This window comes from Massilia sp. Root418 (genome assembly GCF_001425265.1).
GTDB lineage: Bacteria > Pseudomonadota > Gammaproteobacteria > Burkholderiales > Burkholderiaceae_D > Rugamonas.
The window spans coordinates 275,089-297,136 of record NZ_LMEC01000022.1 but is presented as its reverse complement, the minus strand read 5'-3'; the positions used below and the strand labels follow the sequence as shown (position 1 = coordinate 297,136).

The 22,048-nt window shown below is 62.1% G+C and carries 22 protein-coding genes; 1 reads left to right on the top strand and 21 read right to left on the bottom strand.

The genetic code is table 11. The features are described 5' to 3' along the window. Positions 1 to 2: 2 nt before the first annotated feature. The 15 genes from ASC94_RS21875 to ASC94_RS21805 form a co-directional block, all read right to left on the bottom strand. Entirely contained in the window at positions 3 to 971 is a 969-nt protein-coding gene (locus ASC94_RS21875) for a hypothetical protein (RefSeq protein WP_056400537.1), read from the bottom strand. Positions 972 to 1,074: 103 nt separating this feature from the next. Continuing rightward, a complete protein-coding gene (locus tag ASC94_RS21870) occupies positions 1,075 to 1,497 on the bottom strand; it encodes a F0F1 ATP synthase subunit epsilon (RefSeq protein ID WP_056400534.1) in 423 nt (140 codons plus the stop codon). A 60-nt stretch (positions 1,498 to 1,557) separates the two neighbouring features. Then, positions 1,558 to 2,958 carry a F0F1 ATP synthase subunit beta gene (gene atpD, locus ASC94_RS21865; protein ID WP_025595448.1) on the bottom strand — a complete coding sequence of 467 codons (1,401 nt, stop codon included), beginning with the start codon at positions 2,956 to 2,958 and terminating at the stop codon, positions 1,558 to 1,560. A 30-nt stretch (positions 2,959 to 2,988) separates the two neighbouring features. Further along, entirely contained in the window at positions 2,989 to 3,864 is an 876-nt protein-coding gene (atpG, locus tag ASC94_RS21860; protein ID WP_025595447.1) for a F0F1 ATP synthase subunit gamma, read from the bottom strand. Positions 3,865 to 3,925: 61 nt separating this feature from the next. Further along, positions 3,926 to 5,467, bottom strand: coding sequence for a F0F1 ATP synthase subunit alpha (gene atpA / locus ASC94_RS21855; protein ID WP_025595446.1), 1,542 nt, complete (start codon positions 5,465 to 5,467; stop codon positions 3,926 to 3,928). Positions 5,468 to 5,538: 71 nt separating this feature from the next. Then, positions 5,539 to 6,072 carry a F0F1 ATP synthase subunit delta gene (locus ASC94_RS21850; RefSeq protein ID WP_056400529.1) on the bottom strand — a complete coding sequence of 178 codons (534 nt, stop codon included), beginning with the start codon at positions 6,070 to 6,072 and terminating at the stop codon, positions 5,539 to 5,541. 2 nt (positions 6,073 to 6,074) lie between these two features. Continuing rightward, positions 6,075 to 6,545 (bottom strand): F0F1 ATP synthase subunit B, encoded by a 471-nt coding sequence (locus ASC94_RS21845; RefSeq protein ID WP_056400527.1) that lies wholly within the window; start codon positions 6,543 to 6,545, stop codon positions 6,075 to 6,077. 38 nt (positions 6,546 to 6,583) lie between these two features. Beyond that, complete coding sequence (atpE, locus tag ASC94_RS21840; protein ID WP_025595441.1) at positions 6,584 to 6,859, bottom strand: F0F1 ATP synthase subunit C; 276 nt, start codon at positions 6,857 to 6,859, stop codon at positions 6,584 to 6,586. Between the two features lie 61 nt (positions 6,860 to 6,920). Beyond that, the gene (gene atpB / locus ASC94_RS21835) at positions 6,921 to 7,718 is read right to left on the bottom strand and encodes a F0F1 ATP synthase subunit A (RefSeq protein WP_056400524.1); all 798 of its coding nucleotides are present in this window, start codon (positions 7,716 to 7,718) and stop codon (positions 6,921 to 6,923) included. Positions 7,719 to 7,740: 22 nt separating this feature from the next. Next, complete coding sequence (locus tag ASC94_RS21830; protein WP_056401491.1) at positions 7,741 to 8,109, bottom strand: ATP synthase subunit I; 369 nt, start codon at positions 8,107 to 8,109, stop codon at positions 7,741 to 7,743. 286 nt (positions 8,110 to 8,395) lie between these two features. Then, complete coding sequence (locus ASC94_RS21825) at positions 8,396 to 9,283, bottom strand: ParB/RepB/Spo0J family partition protein (RefSeq protein ID WP_056400521.1); 888 nt, start codon at positions 9,281 to 9,283, stop codon at positions 8,396 to 8,398. Positions 9,284 to 9,294: 11 nt separating this feature from the next. Continuing rightward, positions 9,295 to 10,065 (bottom strand): ParA family protein, encoded by a 771-nt coding sequence (locus ASC94_RS21820; RefSeq protein WP_025595436.1) that lies wholly within the window; start codon positions 10,063 to 10,065, stop codon positions 9,295 to 9,297. A 96-nt stretch (positions 10,066 to 10,161) separates the two neighbouring features. Then, complete coding sequence (gene rsmG, locus ASC94_RS21815; protein ID WP_056400514.1) at positions 10,162 to 10,806, bottom strand: 16S rRNA (guanine(527)-N(7))-methyltransferase RsmG; 645 nt, start codon at positions 10,804 to 10,806, stop codon at positions 10,162 to 10,164. Then, entirely contained in the window at positions 10,803 to 12,734 is a 1,932-nt protein-coding gene (gene mnmG, locus ASC94_RS21810) for a tRNA uridine-5-carboxymethylaminomethyl(34) synthesis enzyme MnmG (RefSeq protein WP_056400510.1), read from the bottom strand. Before mnmG ends, rsmG begins: the two co-directional genes overlap by 4 nt. Positions 12,735 to 12,913: 179 nt before the next feature. Further along, positions 12,914 to 13,675 (bottom strand): TSUP family transporter, encoded by a 762-nt coding sequence (locus ASC94_RS21805; protein WP_056400507.1) that lies wholly within the window; start codon positions 13,673 to 13,675, stop codon positions 12,914 to 12,916. Positions 13,676 to 13,885: 210 nt separating this feature from the next. Between ASC94_RS21805 and ASC94_RS21800 the strand changes: the two genes are divergently transcribed. Further along, the gene (locus tag ASC94_RS21800; RefSeq protein ID WP_056400506.1) at positions 13,886 to 15,052 is read left to right on the top strand and encodes an iron-containing alcohol dehydrogenase; all 1,167 of its coding nucleotides are present in this window, start codon (positions 13,886 to 13,888) and stop codon (positions 15,050 to 15,052) included. A 68-nt stretch (positions 15,053 to 15,120) separates the two neighbouring features. On the opposite strand, the gene ASC94_RS21795 is transcribed toward ASC94_RS21800, so the two are convergent. From ASC94_RS21795 to ASC94_RS21770, 6 genes are all read right to left on the bottom strand, one after another. Further along, entirely contained in the window at positions 15,121 to 17,214 is a 2,094-nt protein-coding gene (locus ASC94_RS21795) for a 3-hydroxybutyrate oligomer hydrolase family protein (RefSeq protein WP_056400503.1), read from the bottom strand. A gap of 63 nt (positions 17,215 to 17,277) precedes the next feature. Then, positions 17,278 to 18,249, bottom strand: coding sequence for a branched-chain amino acid ABC transporter permease (locus ASC94_RS21790; protein ID WP_056400500.1), 972 nt, complete (start codon positions 18,247 to 18,249; stop codon positions 17,278 to 17,280). Positions 18,250 to 18,261: 12 nt separating this feature from the next. Beyond that, positions 18,262 to 19,146 carry a branched-chain amino acid ABC transporter permease gene (locus ASC94_RS21785; RefSeq protein WP_056400494.1) on the bottom strand — a complete coding sequence of 295 codons (885 nt, stop codon included), beginning with the start codon at positions 19,144 to 19,146 and terminating at the stop codon, positions 18,262 to 18,264. 89 nt (positions 19,147 to 19,235) lie between these two features. Further along, a complete protein-coding gene (locus tag ASC94_RS21780) occupies positions 19,236 to 20,444 on the bottom strand; it encodes an ABC transporter substrate-binding protein (RefSeq protein ID WP_056400490.1) in 1,209 nt (402 codons plus the stop codon). 44 nt (positions 20,445 to 20,488) lie between these two features. Next, a complete protein-coding gene (locus tag ASC94_RS21775) occupies positions 20,489 to 21,196 on the bottom strand; it encodes an ABC transporter ATP-binding protein (RefSeq protein WP_056400489.1) in 708 nt (235 codons plus the stop codon). Next, positions 21,196 to 21,966, bottom strand: a complete 771-nt coding sequence (locus ASC94_RS21770) for an ABC transporter ATP-binding protein (protein ID WP_056400486.1) — start codon at positions 21,964 to 21,966, stop codon at positions 21,196 to 21,198. Before ASC94_RS21770 ends, ASC94_RS21775 begins: the two co-directional genes overlap by 1 nt. Positions 21,967 to 22,048: the final 82 nt, after the last annotated feature.

The following is a 22,048-nucleotide window of genomic DNA, read 5'->3' as shown; positions in this document are numbered from 1 at the left end:
ATTCAGAATGAAGGAGATGAAGATTGCTGCTTCAGAGTGTGTATCGCGGCGGTGATCAGCGGGCGCGCTTCGGTGCAGCTGAGATTGGCCAGTTGCGCCGGGCTGCGCGTCTTGCCCAATTCCTCGGCAACCAGATAGCCCAGCATGTAGCCGCGCCGGGGCGGCAGGCCGTCCACGCTGGCGCCGTTCATGTAGAACAGGCTGCCTAGCTGGACCTCGTCGGGGCTGTCGAACACACGCTCCAGTTGCGCCATGTTGGCGTAAATTTGCCCCCTGATGCGCGCGGCGCTGCCCTTCGGGAAGTCGATCAGCAATTCCTGGTCGTTCGCCTGCGGGTTAAGCACTTTGGACACATAGGTGGCCAGCCCCTCAATCCACAGGCGCTGCCACAGCACGCTGTCGTCGCAATCCGGCGCCTGCTTGTAGTGGTAAGTGTGGAACAGCTCGTGATGGAAGAACGGGGCTTCGGTGCCCTTGCCGTGATAGCGCACCATGCCATCCGCGCCGAAAATCAGGTAATTGCGGCCGTTCAGCACCCGTGTGCCCCCATCCATCTCGCCTAGCGAATGCAGGAAGTAAGTGGCCACTACCGGCTTAAAGTCCGGGAAGGCGGCCGTGAACGTGGCGATGTGGCCAGGCAGTTCGGTGCCGAACTGGTCCACCTTGTCGAGATACGCCTGCCGCTGTTCGCCAAAAGCCGCGATGTTGCGGCGGATAATGTCGTCGTGCTGGGCGGCCGTGCGCGCGCCGGCGTACCGCTCCACGCCGTAGAACTCAGGAAACTTCGCTCCCACCTGCGTCTTGAACGCCTGCACGCGCTCCGCCTCAGGCAGGCCCTGCGTGCCGTCCCAGAACGTCACGAACTCGCGCGCCAGGCTGTGCACCTCCAGCTTGGGCGCCGCCGGCGCGTCGGCAGCGTGGCAGGAGAAGGCGGCGCTCAGGCCGAGGCAGGCGATCAGCAGACGTTTCATGAGAAAATTTTTCGGTTCGGAAACGCGTATTTTGCCAGAAAAGCAATTATCGGAAAATAAAAAAGGCAGCCTAAGCTGCCTTTCTGATACTGCTGCGTAAAGCTTATTGCTTCGAGCGCAGTTTGGCGATGGCGGCCAGCTGGCCGATCGCGGCGGCCAGCTCGGCTTGCGCTTTCGCGTAGTCAATGCTGCCGGTGTTGTTGGCCAGGGCTTCTTCCGCCAGTTTCTTGGCGGCCGAGGCTTTGGCTTCATCCAGGTCTGCACCACGGATCGCGGTGTCAGCCAGTACCGTAACGGCGTTCGGCTGCACTTCCAGCAAGCCGCCGGCCACGAAGACGAACTCTTCTTCAGCCTTGCCTGCTACCTTGATGCGTACCGCGCCTGGACGAATACGGGTGATCAGCGGGGTGTGCTTGGGGTAGATCCCCAGCTCGCCCTGCTCGCCCGGCAACGCGACGAATTCGGCTTCGCCCGAGAAGATCTGCTCTTCCGCGGAAACCACGTCTACGTGTATGGTATTTGCCATGTGTGTCCTATCGGGATATGACGGCCCCGCCTTGCGGCGGGGCCGAAGCAAACTCAGCGATTAGTTGAGTTTTTTGGCTTTTTCGATTGCTTCTTCGATCGTGCCGACCATGTAGAACGCCTGTTCCGGCAGGTGATCCAGTTCGCCCGAAGCGATCATCTTGAAGCCCTTGATCGTGTCTTTCAGCGAAACGTATTTACCTGGGGAACCGGTGAACACTTCAGCAACGTGGAACGGCTGCGACAGGAAACGCTGCATCTTACGCGCGCGTGCCACCAGCAGCTTGTCTTCCGGCGCCAGTTCGTCCATGCCCAGAATCGCGATAATGTCGCGCAGTTCCTTGTAGCGCTGCAGGGTGCCCTGTACGGCACGGGCGGTGTCGTAGTGGTCCTGGCCAACGACCAGCGGGTCCAGCTGGCGCGAGGTCGAGTCCAGTGGATCAACTGCAGGGTAGATACCCAGCGAGGCGATGTCACGCGACAGAACAACGGTGGAATCCAGGTGACCGAAGGTGGTCGCTGGCGACGGGTCGGTCAAGTCATCCGCTGGAACGTACACGGCCTGGATCGAGGTGATCGAACCGGTCTTGGTGGACGTAATACGCTCTTGCAGGCGGCCCATTTCTTCGGCCAGGGTAGGCTGGTAACCCACTGCGGAAGGCATACGGCCCAGCAGTGCGGATACTTCGGTACCGGCCAGGGTGAAGCGGTAGATGTTGTCCACGAAGAACAGAACGTCTTTGCCTTCGTCACGGAACGCTTCCGCCATGGTCAGACCGGTCAGCGCAACGCGCAGACGGTTGCCTGGTGGTTCGTTCATCTGGCCGTAGACCATCGCTACCTTGGAGTTTTCCGGGTTTTCCAGGTCCACCACCTTGGCATCGGCCATCTCGTGGTAGAAGTCGTTACCTTCGCGGGTACGCTCGCCCACGCCGGCGAACACGGACAGACCCGAGTGCGCTTTGGCGATGTTGTTGATCAGTTCCATCATGTTCACGGTCTTGCCCACACCTGCACCGCCGAACAGACCGACTTTACCGCCTTTGGCGAACGGGCACACCAGGTCAATCACCTTGATGCCGGTTTCCAGCAGGTCTTGCGATGGCGACAGTTCGTCGTACGCAGGCGCCGTGCGGTGGATCGAAGCGATCTGGTCGTGTGCAACTGGACCGCATTCGTCGATCGGGTTGCCCAGCACGTCCATGATGCGGCCCAGGGTGGCTTTGCCAACTGGAACCATGATTGGTTTGCCGGTGTTCTGGATCATCATGCCGCGGCGCAGGCCGTCGGACGAACCCAGAGCAATGGTACGGACCACGCCGTCGCCCAGCTGTTGTTGTACTTCCAGGGTCAGCTCGGAGCCTTCCATTTTCAAGGCATCAAATACCTTAGGCATCGCGTTGCGTGGAAACTCAACGTCCACCACAGCGCCGATACACTGAACGATTTTGCCATCAGCCATGTTCGTTCCTTCAAATATAGTTAAATTCGTTTAAACCGCAGCCGCACCGGCAACGATTTCGGAGAGTTCTTTGGTAATCGCAGCCTGACGCGTCTTGTTATAGATCAGCTTCAGTTCACCGATGACGCTACCTGCGTTGTCGCTGGCGGCCTTCATGGCCACCATGCGGGCCGATTGCTCGGACGCCAGGTTTTCCGCCACCGCCTGGTATACCAGCGCTTCAATGTAGCGCTCCAGCAGTTCGTCAATCACGGTCGCTGCATCCGGCTCGTAGATGTAGTCCCACTTGTGGCTACCCTTGTCGGCCGTGATGTTGTCCGCCGTCAGCGGCAGCAGCTGCTGCACTTGCGGCTCTTGCTTCATTGTGTTGATGAACTTGGTATAGCACAGGTACACTGCGTCGAGTTTGCCTTCCGTGAACTTTTCGAGCATGACCTTCACAGGTCCGATCAATTTGTCCAGGTGCGGCGTGTCGCCGATCTGCGTCGCTTGCGCAACGACAGGAACGCCAACCCGATTCAAGAACCCCAAACCTTTGTTACCGATGGCTACCGCTTCAACCTTGACGCCGGCCGTTTCCAGCTCGCGCGTTTTCGCCGTCACCATGCGCAGCACGTTGGTGTTCAAGCCACCGCACAGACCCTTGTCGGTCGTGACGATGATGAAACCCACTGCTTTCGCTTCGGTTCCCTGCGCTTGCGCCAGGAACGGGTGCGTGTATTCAGGGTTGGCGGTTGCCAGATTAGCGGCGATGTTACGAACCTTGTCACTGTAGGGACGGGCGGCGCGCATGCGATCCTGCGCCTTGCGCATTTTCGATGCGGCGACCATTTCCATCGCCTTGGTGATCTTTTTCGTATTCTCTACGCTTTTGATCTTGCCACGTATCTCTTTGCCTACTGCCATGAGTCCTTACTCCTTCTGCGCTGAAGGCGGTCCGAGGCCGGAGCCGGGACCGCCGTGCCGCTTAAAATGCGCCGGATTTTTTGAAATCAGCAATGGCGGCCGACAGGGCAGCTTCGCCGTCTTTGTCCAGTTGCTTGGTTTCTTCGATCTTGGCCAGCAGAGCAGCTTGCTTGGTCTTCAGGTAGGCGTGCAGGCCGGCTTCGAATGGCAGCACTTTCTTCACTGCCACGTCGTCCAGGAAGCCCTTGTTCACTGCGAACAGGGATGCGCCCATCAGGGAAATCGACAGTGGCGAGTACTGAGCCTGCTTCAGCAGTTCGGTCACGCGCGCGCCGCGGTCCAGCTGCTTGCGGGTCGATTCGTCCAGGTCTGATGCGAACTGCGCGAACGCAGCCAGTTCACGGTACTGCGCCAAGTCGGTACGGATACCGCCGGACAGGTTTTTGATGACCTTGGTCTGGGCGGCGCCACCAACGCGCGATACCGAGATACCTGCGTTAATTGCAGGACGGATACCGGAGTTGAACAGCGAGGTTTCCAGGAAGATCTGGCCGTCGGTAATCGAAATCACGTTGGTTGGCACGAACGCCGAAACGTCGCCAGCCTGGGTTTCAATGATCGGCAGCGCGGTCAGCGAACCGGTCTTGCCTTTGACTGCGCCGCCGGTGAAGGCTTCGACGTAGTCGGCGTTCACGCGTGCTGCGCGTTCCAGCAGGCGGCTGTGCAGGTAGAACACGTCGCCTGGGTACGCTTCGCGGCCTGGTGGGCGGCGCAGCAGCAGGGAGATCTGACGGTAGGCAACAGCTTGCTTGGACAGGTCATCGTACACGATCAGGGCGTCTTCGCCGCGGTCGCGGAAGTATTCGCCCATGGTGCAGCCGGAGTAGGCCGAGATGTACTGCATCGCAGCCGATTCCGACGCGGTTGCAGCCACAACAATGGTGTACTCCATTGCGCCGTGCTGTTCCAGGGAACGCACGATGTTCTTGATGGTGGAAGCTTTCTGGCCGATTGCAACGTAGATGCAAGTCATGCCCTGGCCTTTTTGGTTGATGATCGCATCAACCGCTACCGCCGACTTACCAGTCTGGCGGTCGCCAATGATCAGCTCACGCTGGCCACGGCCAATTGGCACCATCGCGTCGATCGACTTCAGGCCGGTCTGCATAGGCTGCGACACGGATTCGCGGGCGATAACGCCCGGAGCGATCTTTTCGATTGGCGAGGTCAGCTTGGCGTCGACCGGACCTTTGCCGTCGATCGGCTGGCCCAGGGCGTTGACCACGCGGCCGCGCAGTTCAGGACCGACCGGCACTTCCAGGATACGGCCGGTGCACTTGACGGTGTCGCCTTCCGAGATGTGCTCGTAAGCACCCAGGATCACGGCGCCGACGGAGTCGCGCTCCAGGTTCATGGCCAGGCCGAAGGTGTTGCCTGGGAATTCCAGCATCTCGCCTTGCATTACGTCCGACAGACCGTGGATGCGGCAGATACCGTCGGCTACGGAAATAACCGTGCCTTGATTGCGCACTTCAGCGCCGCCATCAATGCCTTGGATCCGGCTCTTGATCAGCTCGCTGATTTCAGATGGGTTGAGTTGCATACTAACTCCTAAATGTAGTTCTCTCCGCTTGCGCGAGGGTATATTTGGTCTGCCGTAGCGGCCAGCGGGTCTTAAGCGACCAGCGCGGAACGCATCTGCTGCAGCCTGGCGCGGACCGAAGTGTCGAGCACTTCATCACCGACGACCACGCGCACGCCACCGATCAACGATGGGTCTACGGTCACGCTCGGGTTGAGCTTGCGGCTGAATTTCTTTTCCAGCGTGGCAACCAGCTCGGCAACCTGGGCGGCGCTCATGTCGAACGCGCTCGTGATTTCGGCATCCGCCGCACCTTCCGCGCCGTTTTTCAACAGCTGGAACTGGGCGCCGATTTCAGGCAGCAATTCGATACGATTGTTGGCAACCAGCATGCCGAGGAAGTTATTGGCTTCCGCGTTCAGCGGCGATTTCACCAGGGACTGAATGGTGGCAGCGACATCGCTTTCCGAAACTTTCGGATTGCGGGCATAGTCCAGCACATCGGCGTTGCCGCCGATCTGGGCCAGTTCGGACACCAGATCGGACCACTGCGCGAGGTTGCCGGCTTGGGCTACGCGGAAGAGGGCTTCCGCGTAGGGACGGGCGACGGTTGCGAGTTCAGCCATGATTACAGCTCAGTCGCGAGGCGGGCCAGCAGGTCGGCGTGGGCCGACGCGGTGACTTCACGCTTCAAGATCTGCTCGGCACCTTTGACCGCCAGGTCGGCTACCTGGGCGCGCAGAGCTTCGCGGGCTTGGGTAACTTGCTGTTCGGCTTCAGCTTTGGCTTGTGCAATGATGCGGTCGGCTTCGGCTTTGGCGTTGGCTTTAATTTCTTCAGCCACCAGTTGCGCACGCTTCTCGGCGTCCGCGACGCGCTGGGCAGCTTCGTCGCGGGCGGAGGTCAGGGCTTCGGAAGCGCGCTTTTCAGCGATTTCCATCGAAGCCTTGCCCTGGTCGGCCGCAGCCAGACCATCGGCGATACGCTTGGCACGCTCGTCCAGCGTGGAATTCAACGCTGGGAATACGAATTTCATCGAGAACCATACGAGCACCCCGAAGGTGATCATCTGGCCGATGAGCGACATATTAATGTCCATACCTTGCTCCTAAAAAGTTTCCCCGCATGAAGCGAAGATTAGTGAGCAGCCAGAACAGCGGTCAGGAATGGGTTGTTGAACGTGAACAGCAGAGCAACACCAACACCGATCATCGAGATGGCATCCAGCAGACCAGCGATAACGAACAGCTTGGTTTGCAGTTGTGGCATCAGTTCAGGCTGGCGAGCCGAAGCTTCCAGGAATTTGCCGCCCAGAATAGCGAAGCCCAGTGCGGTGCCGATTGCGGCCAGACCTACGATGATGGCTACGGCCAGAACGGTCATGCTTTGTACTTGTGCGATCAGAGCTTGCATAAAATTCTCCTAAATTTAAAAAAAACGAAAGATACTAAAAAAACAAATATAAAGTTGCTGATTAATGCTTCTCAACCGCAAGGGCCAGATACACAACCGTCAACGCCATAAACACAAAAGCTTGCAGAGTTACAATCAGAATGTGGAAGATTGCCCATGGACCACCCAACAGCCACTGCGCCCACCAAGGCAACAACGCGATCAGAATGAAAATCAGTTCGCCGGCATACATGTTGCCGAACAGTCGCAGCGCCAGCGAAATAGGCTTCGCTACCAGCTCGATCATTTGGAAAACGAAGTTCACCGGGGCCAGCACGATGGCCATGGCGCCATGCGCGTGGAACGGCGCGGTAAACAGTTCTTTGGTCCAGCCACCAACGCCCTTGGCCTTGATGGAGAAAGCGATAATGCACAGCAGCACCGAGAACGACATGCCGAAGGTGTGGTTCACGTCGGCGGTCGGCACCACGCGCAGCTTGTAGACGCCGAAGAATTCCAGCACTTTCGGCAGCAGGTCAACCGGCAGGAAGTCCATCGCGTTCATCAGCCATACCCACACGAAGATGGTGATGGCCAGCGGCGCGATTACCTTGCTCTTGGCGTGGAAAGCGGAATTGACGGTGTCGTTGACCAATTCCATGATCCACTCGACGAAGTTCTGCAGCTTGCCTGGCACGCCAGGGGTGGCACGGCGGGCAGCCATGTAGAAGACGCCCAGGAACACCAGGCCCAGAAGTGCCGAAACCCAGAACGTATCCAGGTTGATGGTGTTATCCGCATTGCGCAGGTGCGACAAGTGGTGCTGAATGTACTCTGTGGCGTTAGCCGGGGCCGCGTGGCCCCCGTGTTCAGTGGTCATAATGTTTGCCAGATTTTGTTAATTAAACTGCTAGCAGCGCGAACCAGTAAGCCAGGGTCGCTACCGCGAAACCTATGATCAGCCATAACCATGCGGCCGACGAGAACAGTACCAGCGCAGTAATGAACAGCGCTGCCGTTATGAAAACTTTAACCATCTCGGCGCGAAAATGCGTCCGGAATGCTTTCTTTGCGTCGTTCGTTTCGCCCGCGACTATCATCGCGTACACCAGGCTCCCGATGACTGCGATCGCTCCGCCTAAAGCGGCAGACCAGCCTCTCTCAACGCTGCCGAAATAGGCAGTGGCGGCGGAGAAAAACGTGGCGATTGTGAACTGCAAGGCAACAACTTTAAACACCGGAGAGGCAATGCGCTGAAAAAAATCACTCACTTGCCGGGTTCCCAGAGAAAGCGTATACACCTAAAGACACGGGATTATATTAGGATTTGCTTAGTTTGGTCAAACATGGTGCGCCGCAACATGGCTGTTTGGGCAAGAAAGAGACGGTTTTTGAGCATATGCACCAGGATGGTGCGCGGTGTGCGCGCTATCACTGTGTCAACATTGCCATGACTTCTGGTTACTCGGCTTTCCGCATGGCGGGTTACGCGGGCTGCGCCCGCTAACCCGCCCTACAGTTGGTCCGTCACGATGCAGGACGGGCCGCGGCGGCGGCTTAGCCGCGCAGACGGGTCAGCAGTCCGTCCAGCACATCCAGGTCGGCAAAGTCGATCACCATCTGGCCGCGGCCCTTACTGCCCATCTTGAACACCACCGGCGTGGCCAGCAGGTCGGCCAGCTCTTCCTCCAGGCGCAGGATGTCGCCGGATTTGTCCTTCTGCTTGCGCTGCGCCTGCTCGGACTGCTCTTCCTGGGCGCGCTGCACCAGCTTTTCCGTCTCGCGCACCGACAGGCGTTTCGCTACGACAACATTTGCCAGCGTGATCTGGGTGGCCGCATCCACCGCCAGCAGGGCGCGCGCGTGGCCCATGTCGATGTCGCCGGCCATCAGCATGGTCTGCACCGGGCCGGCGAGGTTGATCAGCCTGAGCAGGTTGGACACTGCGCTGCGCGAGCGGCCGACGGCGGTGGCCGCCTGCTCGTGGGTGAAGTCGAAGTCGGTGATCAGGCGCTGGATGCCCTGCGCCTCTTCCAGCGGGTTCAAGTCTTCGCGCTGGATATTCTCGATCAGCGCCATGGCGGCGGCGGTCTTGTCGTCCACCTCGCGCACCAGCACCGGCACGTTTTCCAGGCCGGCCAGCTGCGCCGCGCGGAAGCGGCGCTCGCCGGCGATGATTTCATATTTGACCGCGCTGCCCTTGGCCGGCGCGATCGGGCGCACCAGGATGGGCTGCATGATGCCCTGGGTCTTGATGGAAGCGGCCAGCTCGGCCAGACCGCCCTCGTCCATGCGCGTGCGCGGCTGGTATTTGCCCGCTTGCATGTGCGCGACCGCCAGCTCGGTCGGCGCGCTGCCGTTCGCCGCCGGGTTGGATGGATCGCCATCGCCGCCCAGCAGGGCGTCCAGGCCGCGACCCAGGCCTTTGAGTTTCTTCGTTGCCATAATTTGTCCTGTTACATCTTCTTGATACGCTTGACCATCTCGGCGCCGAAGGCGATGTAAGCCTGCGCGCCCTTGGAGGATGGATCGAAGGTCACGCCCGGCATGCCGTACGACGGCGCTTCGGCCAGGCGCACATTGCGCGGAATGATGGTCTTGAAGACCTTGTCGCCGAAGTGCTGCTCCAGCTGCGCAGACACTTGCTGCGACAGCGTCATGCGCGGATCGAACATGACGCGCAGCAGGCCGATGATCTTCAGGTCCGGGTTCAGGTTGGCGTGCACCTTCTTGATGGTGTTCACCAGGTCCGACAGGCCTTCCAGCGCGTAGTACTCGCACTGCATCGGAATGATCACGCCGTGCGCGGCGCACAGGCCGTTCAAGGTCAGCATGGACAGTGCCGGCGGGCAGTCGATCAGGATGAAGTCGTACTCCTTGTCGACGGCAGCCAGCGCATCCTTCAGGCGGCGCTCGCGGTTGTCCAGCTCCACCATCTCCACTTCGGCGCCCGCCAGCTCGCGGTTGGACGGCAGCACGTCGAAGCGCCCCGCCTCCGAACGCTGGCGCGCCGTGGCCACGTCCGACTGGCCCAGCAGCACTTCATAGGTCGACGCTGCCAGGCCGGCCTTGTTGATGCCCGCGCCCATGGTGGCGTTGCCCTGCGGGTCCAGGTCCACCAGCAATACGCGCTGGTTCAGTTTGGCCAGTCCGGCGGAGAGGTTGACCGTGGTGGTGGTCTTGCCCACGCCGCCCTTTTGATTCGCTACACAAAAAATTTTGGCCATGTACTCTTCTTATTAGCTATATCGTTTATATGGTATAAATCGTTTAGTTTGTTTATTCTGTTTATACGGTATAAATGATTTATACCGTATATTCCGTTATGCCTGTTGGATGAATACCAGGTGGCGCTCCGCCTCCAGCCCCGGCACTTTCAGGGCCTGCAGCCGTTCCACCTTCCACGGCTCGGGCAGGCGCTCGCGCTCGTCCTGCGGCGCCGTGCCTTTCAGGGCGATGAAGCGTCCGCCTTGGGCCAGCAGGTGCCCGGACCAGTTCACGAAGTCGCTCAGGTCGGCGAAGGCGCGCGAGGTGATCACGTCGAATGGCTGCTTCACCTCCAGCTCCTGCACCTTCTTCGTGTACACCGTCACGTTGGCCAGGCCCAGTTCCGCCTTCACCTGCGTCAGGAAGGCGGTTTTCTTGTGCACCGTGTCGATCATGGACAGCTTCATGTCCGGCTTCGAGATCGCCAGCACCACGCCCGGCAGGCCGCCGCCCGCCCCCACGTCCAGCACGTTCTGCGCACCGTCGAATGCCGGCACGGCGGCCAGCGAGTCCAGCAAATGCAGCGTCATCATCTGCATCGGATCGCGCACGGACGTCAGGTTGTAGACGCTATTCCACTTGTTCAGCAGCGCCAGGTAGTCCAGCAGCTGCTCCTGCTGCGCGGCGGACAGCTCCACAGCCAGTTCCGCCACGCCCTTTTTCAACACTTCGGCCAATGCTGCACGGTCGAACAACTTCATTGAACAGCCTCATCTTTCAAGTTCACAAACCCGCCGAAACCGGTCTTTTTCAGGTGCACCAGCAGCAGCGAAATCGCCGCCGGGGTCACGCCGGAGATGCGCGACGCCTGGCCCAGGGTTTCCGGGCGCTGCGCATGCAGCTTCTGGCGCACCTCCACCGACAGTGCCGTGATGTCCAGATAGTTGAACGCTTCCGGCAGTTTCAGGTTTTCGTAGTGCTCGTGGCGCTCCACTTCCTTGCTCTGGCGGTCGATGTAGCCCGAATATTTGAGCTGGATTTCCACCTGTTCCTGCACCGCCGCGTCGTCCACGCCGGGGCCTGCCAGCGCCTGGCCTTCCACGCCCGACATGGTCATCAGCTTGTCGTAGGCCACGCCCGGACGGCGCAGCAGATCGGCCAGCGAATACTCGCGCTCGATGGCCTGGCCGATCACGCGTTCGGACTCGTCCGCCGCCAGGATGCGCGGGTTCACCCACGTGGAACGCAGGCGTTCCAGCTCCTTGGCCACGGCTTCGCGCTTGCGGTCGAAGGCTTCCCACTGCGCGTCGCCGACCACGCCCAGCTTGCGGCCGATCTCGGTCAAGCGCATGTCCGCGTTGTCTTCGCGCAGGCTCAGACGGTACTCGGCGCGGCTGGTAAACATGCGGTACGGCTCCTGCACGCCCTGCGTGACCAGGTCGTCCACCAGCACGCCCAGGTAGGCTTCCGAACGCGCCGGGGTCCAGGCTTCCTTGCCCTGGGTCTGCAGCGCGGCGTTGATACCGGCCAGCATGCCCTGCGCGGCGGCCTCTTCATAGCCGGTGGTGCCGTTGATCTGGCCGGCGAAATACAGGCCGCCCACGGCCTTGGTTTCCAGCGACGCCTTGAGGCCGCGCGGGTCGAAATAGTCGTATTCGATGGCGTAACCGGGACGCAGGATGTGGGCGTTTTCCATGCCTTTCATCGAGCGCACCAGCTCGATCTGCACGTCAAACGGCAGGCTGGTGGAGATGCCATTTGGATAGAATTCATTGGTCGTCAGGCCTTCCGGCTCCAGGAAAATCTGGTGCGATTCCTTGGACGAGAAGCGGTGAATCTTGTCCTCGATGGATGGGCAATAGCGCGGGCCGACACCTTCGATAACGCCGGTATACATCGGGCTACGGTCCAGGCCGGCGCGGATGATGTCGTGCGTTTTGGTGTTGGTATGGGTCACCCAGCAAGGCATCTGGCGCGGGTGCATGGCGGCACTGCCCATGACGGAAAACACCGGCACCGGGTCCAGGTCGCCCGGCTGTTCGGTCATGGCCGACAGGTCGATACTGCGGCCGTCGATGCGCGGCGGCGTGCCGGTCTTCAGGCGGCCCTGCGGCAATTTCAGCTCTTTCAGGCGGGCCGACAGCGAGATCGCGGGCGGGTCGCCGGCGCGGCCGGCCGAGTAATTCTGCAGACCGACGTGGATCTTCCCGTCCAGGAAAGTGCCGGCCGTCAGCACCACGGCAGGGGCCAGGAACTTCAAGCCGATCTGGGTCACGGCGCCCACCACGCGGTCGCCCTCCACCATCAGGTCGTCCACGGCCTGCTGGAACAGCCACAGGTTAGGCTGGTTTTCCAGGCGCGAGCGGATGGCCTGCTTGTACAGAATGCGGTCGGCCTGGGCGCGGGTGGCGCGCACGGCAGGGCCCTTGGAGGAATTCAGGATGCGGAACTGGATGCCCGCCTCGTCGGTGGCGATCGCCATGGCGCCGCCCATCGCATCGACTTCCTTGACCAGGTGGCCTTTGCCGATGCCGCCGATGGAAGGATTGCACGACATCTGGCCCAGCGTCTCGATGTTGTGCGTCAGCAAGAGCGTCTTCTGGCCCATGCGGGCGGAAGCCAGGGCGGCCTCGGTGCCGGCGTGACCGCCGCCGACAACGATGACGTCGAATTGGGTAGGAAATAACATTTTTGGTATTGGGGTGAATGCGAGGAATGAGATCAGATTATAGAGTCTTTTTACAGCTGCGACTTTTTTAGGCAGAAAAATTAGGTGAATTGTTCCACGTGGAACACTGCCCGATGTACGCTACGAGCAAAAAAAAGAGGGCGCCGAAGCGCCCTCGTCCGCTGTTCCACGTGAAACAATTACTTCAGAAACGCGTCGTAGCCGGTTTTGAAGATCAGGACGGTCACCACGATCAGGAACAGGCGGCGCACGAAACCGCTACCGTGCTTCATCGCCAGCTTGGTGCCGATCAGCGAACCCGCCACCTGGCATGCCGCCATCAACAGGCCCAGTTGCCACAGCAAGTGGCCCGAGTAGCCGAACCACATCAGCGCGGCAAAGTTGCAGGCCACGTTCACCACCTTGGCCACCGCCGAGGCCGCCAGGAAGTCGAAGCCGAAGAAGCGCACGAACAGGAACACCAGGAAGCTGCCGGTGCCGGGGCCGAAGAAGCCGTCGTAGAAACCGATCAGTGCGCCGCAGCCCACAGCCATCAGCCGCTCCCGGGTGCCGGTGTGCAGCGGGGCGTGGATGCTGCCGAAGTCCTTGCGCCAGAAGGTGTACACCGCCACTGCAATCAGCACGATGGGCAGCAGGGTGCGCATGAAGTCGGGCGGTATCCTGGTCACCGTGTAGGCGCCGAGGAAGGCGAACAGGAAAGCCGCCATGGCAGCCGGCGCCGCCGTGGTCCAGGCGATGCTGACGCGCCGCGCGTAGTTGACCGCCGCCGCCGCCGTGCCGAAGATGCCGGCCAGCTTGCTGGTCCCGAGCAGCGTGGCCGGCGCTGTATTGCCGAACACCGAAAACAGCACCGGAATCTGGATCAGTCCGCCCCCACCCACCACCGCATCCACCAGCCCCGCGGCAAACGCCGCCACACCCAACACCAGGAAATCCACCATAACGCCCCATGTACGCCGTCTGCGCGGCCAGTTAGAAGCTCGTCATTGTACGTAAGAAACCCTCTCCTCGCCGGCGCCCAAACGAGCTGAGCCGCATTTTGCCCACTTCGGGGTCTGACCCCGAAGGAGGGGAAAATGCGGCTCAGCTCGGCAAATTTTGGTGTAAGCTGGAATGCCAACATTCCTTGCCAGCATTGAGCCGATCTCGCCATGAATGACTTCCCTGCTTTCGCTTTCAGTACCGTTGCCCACATCGTTTCCGAACTGGGCGCAGCCCGGAAATTGGGGGAGCACGTGCGCGCCCGCTTTCCGTCGGCGCAGCGCGCGCTGCTGGTGACCGATCCGGGTTTTTTGAAAACCGGGCTGGTGCAGGCGCCCGCCGACAGCCTGGCCGCCGCCGGGTTCCACGTGAAAATCTATTCGGATGTGGTGGCGGACCCGCCGGAGCAGATCGTGCTGGCGGCCGTGGCCGCTGCGCGCGAACATCATGCGGATGTGGTCATCGGCCTCGGCGGCGGCAGCTCCATGGATGTGGCCAAGCTGATCGCAGTGCTGGCGGCCAGCGACCAGCCGTTGGCCGCCATCTACGGCATCGGTAACGTGAAGGGCGCTCGCCTGCCGCTGGTGCAGATTCCAACCACCCCCGGTACTGGCTCGGAGGTGACCAATATCGCCATCGTCACCACCGGCGCAACCACCAAGATGGGCGTGGTGGCGCCCCAGCTATATGCGGACCTGGCCATCCTGGATGCGGAATTGACCACCGGCTTGCCCGCCATGGTGACGGCCGCCACGGGCATCGATGCCATGGTGCATGCCATCGAGGCCTACACCAGCCGCCACAAGAAGAACCCGCTGTCCGACATGCTGGCACGCCAGGCACTGGGACTGCTGTCGCGCAATCTGATCGCCGCGTGCGAGAACGGCAAAAACCTGGCCGCACGCCAGGCCATGCTGCTGGGGGCGATGCTGGCTGGGCAGGCCTTCTCGAACGCGCCGGTGGCGGCAGTGCACGCGCTGGCTTATCCGATCGGCGGCATTTTCCACGTACCGCATGGCTTGTCCAATTCGCTGGTGCTGCCGCATGTGCTGCGCTTCAATGCGCCCGAGGCGGCCCCGCTGTACGCGGAACTGGCGGGCATCGTGGTGCCGCACGCGGAGGGTACGGTGGAAGCAAGGGCGGAGGCGCTCGTTGTTGCTATGCAGCAAATCGCGGTCATCACGGGGATAGAGCGCAGCCTGCAACAAGTCGGCATCGCCGAGAGCGACCTGGACCGGCTGGCGGACGAGGCCATGCTGCAGACCCGCTTGCTGGGGAACAATCCGCGCGAACTGAGCCGCGCCGATGCGCGCGCCATCTACGCGGCGGCGCTGTAGCAGGATCCGGCCGCCGGGACAAAAAAACGCCGCCCTCGGGCGGCGTTTTGCCTTGCGGATTCAGCCGGTCAGTTCGGCACGTCCACCGTGGTGCCGGACACGGCAATGGCGTTGGCGCCGGCCGATGCGGCAATCGGCGGCAGGTTGGCTGCCGTGATCGGCACCGCATTGCTGGCGCGCGTGGTGGTGCGCACCAGCTGCGACGGCGGCAGCGGCGCCCCGGCCGGGTTGCGCAGATTGGCGTACACCGCATCGAGCGCGCGGAACAGGTAGACGTGCAGCGGTACGACCACGGTCGGCAGCGCGTTGCTGAACGAGTCGAAGTGGTTGGCGTTGGTCACCTCGATGTAGCGCAGCTTGCTGGCACTCCCCTCCACGCTGGCGTTCAGGCCCAGGTAGGCGCGCGAGGCGTGGTTCACCGGGATCAGCGCATCGCTGCGGCCGGCCACGATGATGGCCGGCCTGCCCTTCAGGTTGCCGCTGGCCTGCACTTCGGCGATGCCCGCCTTCACGCGTGCGCTCTGCGCCGCCAGGCTGCCGCTCAGCGCGGTGCCGGTGACCGGGTCGGCGCCGGTGGCCAGCGAACGCAGGCACAGGAAGCCGTCCAGCGACTGGTCCGCCGCGTTGGTGGACGGCGACACGCCCAGGTTGTAGGCCTTGGCGCCGCCCACCGAGTTCTCGTAGATGACGCTGCCGATGATGCCGTTCTGGCTGGCGAAGCTGGACGCCTTCACCGCTGCCGGCATCGGTAGCGGCGCGCCGGCCGCGTCCGCCGTGGCGAAGCTGAAGCCGCAGACCTTGTCGAGCACGCTGAACTTGCCGTAGGCATAAGCATAGGTCACCGCCACCAGGATGTTGGTGCCGGCGTGCGCAGCCTGCAGCACCTCCGCGTCCGCATTCCAGCCATAGGCCTTCAGGCGCGCCTTGGCGTCGCTCTGCTGGTCCGCCAGGCTGCTGCCGTTCAGCAGGCCCTTGGCGGCCAGCGCGCTGCAGCGTCCGCCCGGCGCCGCTTCGGCCAGGCAGGGCTGGTACAGGGCCGCAAAGGTGGAGTAATCGAACAGCGGCTTGCCCTGGGAAGGCACAGGAGCCCCGCCAAGGCGCACGGCGTAGCCGGTGGCGGTCTTGGGCTGGATTTGCGGCTCGGTGGCCGCCACGGCGCTGATAAGGCCCTTGGTGTCCTGCTCTGCGGCAAGCAAGGCCGCGCCGGCGCCGTTCGAGATGCTCGAGGCGATCGCCACGCTGTTTTTCGGCGTCAGGCGCACCAGGTGGCTCTTGCCGTCCGATGCCAGCTGGCCGTAGCGCTCGTTCAGCACGTAATAGGCGAACTCCACCGCCTGCAGCGTGACCTTGCCCCAGTCCTTTTCCGGATTCTGCTGCGAGTGCGCGTGCTTGAAGGCGACGCGGCCGGGATTGGCGGCGGCAAAGGCGGCGCGGTCGGCTTCCGTGATGTCGGGCGCGAAGTTGGCATTCTTGCCGGCTGAGGCGCGGGCGGCGCGCTGGCCGTTCTGCAGGTTTACGCTGTCGTCCTCGAATGTGTAGAGGCCGGTGCCGCTGCCCTTGTCGGCGTAGGCCACGGCGCAGTTGTTCTTCAGGCCCCACTCCCCGGCGCTGCCGATGGCGCCGTAGATGCCGCGCGAGCCGCTGGAGGTGCCGGTGACGATGCAGGGATTGACCGGATCAAAACTGGCCGGCACCTGCACCATCAGCGTCACGTTCTGCTTGCCGGTGCCGTCGTCGGCGTAGGCGATGTATTCGGTACCCGCCACCTTGCCCTCGCCCGTGCCGGGCACGCCGGCCGCGCTCACGTTGGGGCCATACATGGTGCCGTAGCCGCTGTTGGCGCTGATGTCCAGCACGGCGCGGTAGTTGGCGTAGATGGCGTTGCGGCGCAGTTCGGCGGCGGTGGGCTTGAGCGGGTCGGCGTAGGCGGGCGCGGCGGCGGCGGCCAGGCCGGTGCGGCCCAGGCCCGCCGTCAGCAGGTCGTCCGTGCTGCCGTCGTAGGTGGTGCTGGTGACCGTGCCCAGGTAGGACGGCAGCACGTTCAGTTCTTCGGGCGCATTGCTGCTGTCGCCGCACGAGGCCAGTGTGGCCAGCGTGGCCACGGCGGCGGCCACGGCGGTCAGTCTGATGAGCCCGGCCGTGCGGATATGGTGGTTGGTCATGTCGTCTCCTCTTTCAGATTGGAAGTAAAAAAAACGCCGGACGAGTCCGGCGTTCTTGCTTGCTCAGGCCGGCTTCTTGTGATCGAAGCGGGCCACGATTTCCCCTATTATTCCGCGCCGGAACAGCAGCACGCAGGCCACGAAGATCAGGCCCGTCACCATGCTGACCGCTTCGCCCAGGGTGTTGAACCACTCCACCCCGGTATTGCGCGCCAGGAAGGTGCCGATGTCGCCCAGCTTGTTTTCCAGCAGGATGATGATGACCGCACCCAGCATCGGTCCGGCCAGCGTGCCCATGCCGCCCACCAGGGTCATCAGGATGACCAGGCCGGACATGGTCCAGTGCACGTCGGTCAGCGTTTCAAAGCCCAGCACAACGGTCTTGGTGGCGCCGGCCAGGCCGGCCAGCGCGGCCGACAGCACGAAGGCCATCAGCTTGTACTTGTCCACGTCGTAGCCCAGCGAGACGGCGCGCGGCTCGTTTTCCTTGATGGCTTTCAGCACCTGGCCGAACGGCGAGTGCACGGTGCGTACGATCAGCGCGAAGCCGGCCACGCAGATGGCCAGCACCACGAAGTACAGCACGGTGTCGTTGGCCAGGTCGACAAGGCCCAGCAGTTTTCCGCGCGGCACGCCTTGCAAGCCGTCCTCGCCACCGGTGAACGGTGCGCGCAGCGCGCCGAAGTACACCATCTGCGCCAGCGCCAGCGTGATCATCGAGAAATAAATGCCCTGGCGGCGGATCGCCAGCGTGCCCATCACCAGGCCGATCAGGGCGGCGCCCAGGATGCCGGCCAGCAGGCCCAGCTCGAACGGCCAGCCCAGGTCGCGCAGCGCGTAGCCGGCAATGTAGCCGGCGCCGCCGAAGAAGGCCGCGTGGCCGAAGGACAGCAGGCCGGTGAAACCGATCAGCAGGTTGAAGGCGCAGGCGAACAGCGAGAAGCACAGCAGCTTCATCAGGAACACCGGATAGCCGACGAAGGGCGCGGCCAGCGCGATGGCGAAGGCGATGGCATAGCCTATGTTTTTATTCATGGACGCTTCCTCTTATTTCTCTTTGCCGAACAGGCCGGCGGGGCGCAGCAGCAGCACGATGACCATCACCACGAACACCACCACCGACGAGCCCTCGGGATACAGCACGCGGGTCAGGCCTTCGATGACGCCCAGCGCCAGCCCGGTCACGATCGAGCCCATGATGGAACCCATGCCGCCGATCACCACCACGGCGAACACCACGATAATCAGGTTGGAGCCCATCAGCGGCGACACCTGGATGATGGGCGCGGCCAGCACGCCGGCAAAGCCGGCCAGCGCCACGCCGAAGCCGTAGGTCAGCGTGACCATGAGCGGCACGTTGATGCCGAACGCTTCCACCAGCTTGGGGTTCTCGGTGCCGGCGCGCAGATAGGAGCCGAGCTTGGTCTTTTCAATCACGTACCAGGTGGCCAGGCAGACCAGCAGCGACGCGGCCACCACGAAGGCGCGGTAGTTCGGCAGGATCATGAAGCCGAGGTCGGTCGCGCCCTGCAGCAGCGCCGGGGTGTCGAAAGGCTGGCCGGACACGCCGTAGAAGGAGCGGAACACGCCCTCCACCACCAGCGTGATGCCGAAGGTGAGCAGCAGGCCGTACAGGTGGTCCAGCTTGTAGAGCCAGCGCAGCATGGTCTTTTCTATGATGATGCCGAACAGGCCGACCACGATGGGGGCCAGCGCCAGCATGGCCCAGTAGTTCAGGCCGAAATGGCTGATGCCCAGCCAGGCCAGGAAGGCGCCCATCATGTACAGGGCGCCGTGCGAAAAATTGATGACGTTCAGCAGGCCGAAGATCACGGCCAGGCCGAGCGACAGCATGGCATAGAAGGAACCGTTGACGAGACCCAGCAACAGCTGGCTCATCCACGCGGACAGGGGGATATCGGTTATAGCCATGGCTCGCGAGTAAAAAAATCACCGGGAACCGGTGACGGGGTCAAGACAAGCCGCCCCCGCAGCGCGGGGACGGCGCGGCTGCTGCTAGCTTATTTCCAGAGCGCGCACTTGGTTTCGGCCTTGGTCACATAAGCCTGGTCGCCGGGGATGGTGGCCACCACCTTGTAGTAGTCCCAGGGGTATTTCGATTCCGCGGGCTTCTTCACTTCCATCAGGTACATATCGTGCACCATGCGGCCATCCTGGCGGATCACGCCGTTCTTGGCGAACATGTCGTTGATCGGGGTCTTCTTCAGGTGCGCCATCACCTTGTCCGAATCGTCCGTGCCGACCGCCTTCACGGCCTTCAGGTAGTTCGCGGTGGCCGAATAGTCGGCCGCCTGCAGCATGGACGGCTCCTTCTTCATCTTCTCGAAGTAGCGCTTGGACCAGGTGCGGGTGTCCGGGTTCAGGTCCCAGTACCAGCCGTCGGTCAAATACATGCCCTGGGTGGTGTTCAGGCCCAGCGAGTGCACGTCGTTGATGAAGATCAGCAGGCCGGCCAGCTTCATCTTCTTGGTGATGCCGAACTCGTTGGCCGCCTTGATGGAGTTGATGGCATCGCCGCCCGCGTTGGCCAGGCCCAGGATCTGCGCGCCGGACGACTGCGCCTGCAGCAGGAAGGACGAGAAGTCGGACGCCGACAGCGGGTGCTTCACGCTGCCCAGCACCTTGCCGCCGGCCGCCTTCACCACGTCGGAGGTATCTTTTTCCAGCGACTGGCCGAAGGCATAGTCGGCAGTCATGAAGTACCAGTTCTTGCCGCCCTGCTTGGCGATGGCGCCGCCGGTGCCGCGCGCCAGCGCCACGGTGTCGTAGGCGTAGTGCACGGTGTACGGCGTGCATTCCTCGTTGGTCAGGCGGGCCGAGCCGGCACCGATCGACACGAAGATCTTTTTCTTCTCGCCCGCCACCTTGGCCATGGCCAGGTTGGCGCCCGAGTTGGTGCCGCCGATCAGCAGGTCCACGCCCTGCTGGTCGAACCATTCGCGCGCCTTGGAGGCGGCAATGTCGGCCTTGTTCTGGTGGTCGGCGGAGATGAATTCAACTTTCTTGCCGGCGATGACCACGCCGGCATCGGCAATCGCCATCTTGATCGCTTCCGCACCGCCCAGGCCGTCGATATCGGAATACAGGCCGGACATGTCGGTGATGAAGCCGATCTTGATGGTGTCGCCGGACACCTGGGCTTGCGCGCCGCAGGCCAGGCCCAGGGCGCACGCTGCTGCGGTTGCGGTGGCGATAGTTTTGAGTTTCATATTTTTGTCTCCGTCCTAAGGGTTTTGTAGTGGTACGGTAAAAATCAGACGCCGAGCAGTTCGGTCAACACTGGCATCTTTGCGCTCAACTCCGATGCAGCAAAGGTCTCGACGATCTGACCATGCTCCATCACGTAAAACCGGTCCGCCAACGGAGCGGCGAAGCGGAAATTCTGTTCCACCATGACGATGGTGTAGCCCTTCGCCTTGAGGGTGGTGATCATGCGGGCCAGGCCCTGCACGATGACCGGCGCCAGCCCTTCCGAAATCTCGTCCAGCAGCAGCAGGCGGGCGCCGGTGCGCAGGATGCGCGCCACCGCCAGCATCTGCTGCTCGCCGCCGGACAGGCGGGTGCCCTGGCTGTGCTTGCGCTCTTCCAGGTTGGGGAACATGGCGTAGATTTCCTCGATCGGCATGCCCTTCTCGCCGGTGGCCAGCTGGGGCGGCAGCAGCAGGTTTTCCTCGGTCGACAGCGAAGCGAAAATGCCGCGCTCCTCCGGGCAATAGCCTATGCCCAGGTGGGCCACCTTGTGGGTCGGCAGGTCGATGGCTTCCACGCCATTGACCTTGATGGAACCCTTGCGGGCGCCCGTCAGGCCCATGATGGCGCGCAGCGTGGTGGTGCGGCCGGCGCCGTTACGGCCCAGCAAAGTCACCACTTCGCCCGGCTGCACTGTGACGTTCACGTTGTGCAGGATGTGCGATTCGCCGTACCACGCCTGCAGATTGCTGATTTCCAGTGCGGCCGCCATCAGTGCGCCCCCACCAGTTCGGCGGCTTCGGTGCCCATGTAGGCTTCCATCACCTGCGGGTTCTTCGACACCTCGGCATAGCTGCCCTCGGCCAGCATGGCGCCGCGCTGCAGCACCGAGATCTTGTCGCAAATACCGGATACCACGTTCATATTGTGTTCCACCATCAAAATGGTGCGGCCGGCCGACACTTTCTTGATCAGCTCGGTTACGCGGTGCACGTCCTCATGGCCCATGCCCTGGGTCGGTTCGTCCAGCAGCATCAGTTCCGGCTCCATGGCCAGGGTGGTGGCGATCTCCAGCGCGCGCTTGCGGCCGTAAGGCATGTCCACGGTGACGGTGTCGGCGAACTCGGTCAGGTCCACCTCGGCCAGCAAGGCCATGGCGCGCGCGTTCAGCTGGTCCAGCGAGCGTTCGCTCTGCCAGAAATGGAAAGTGGTGCCGAGCTGGCGCTGCAGGCCGATGCGCACGTTCTGCAGCACGGTCAGGTGGGGAAACACGGCGGAAATCTGGAAAGAACGGATCACGCCCATGCGCGCGATGTGCGCCGGCTTGGCGGCCGTGATGTCCTTGCCGTTAAACAGGATCTGGCCCGAGGTCGGCACCAGGAACTTGGTCAGCAGGTTGAAGCAGGTGGTTTTGCCGGCCCCGTTTGGGCCGATCAGGGCGTGGATGTGGCCGCGCTGGACCTTCAAATTCACGTCGTTAACAGCAGTAAAACCCTTGAATTCCTTGGTCAAATTTCTTGTTTCCAAGATGAAGTTTGACATCGTATCTCCTGGTTATTCTTTATAAACTGCCAAATTTTCAACCGATCATACACACAAAAAAAAACGTGAACAATACAGTATA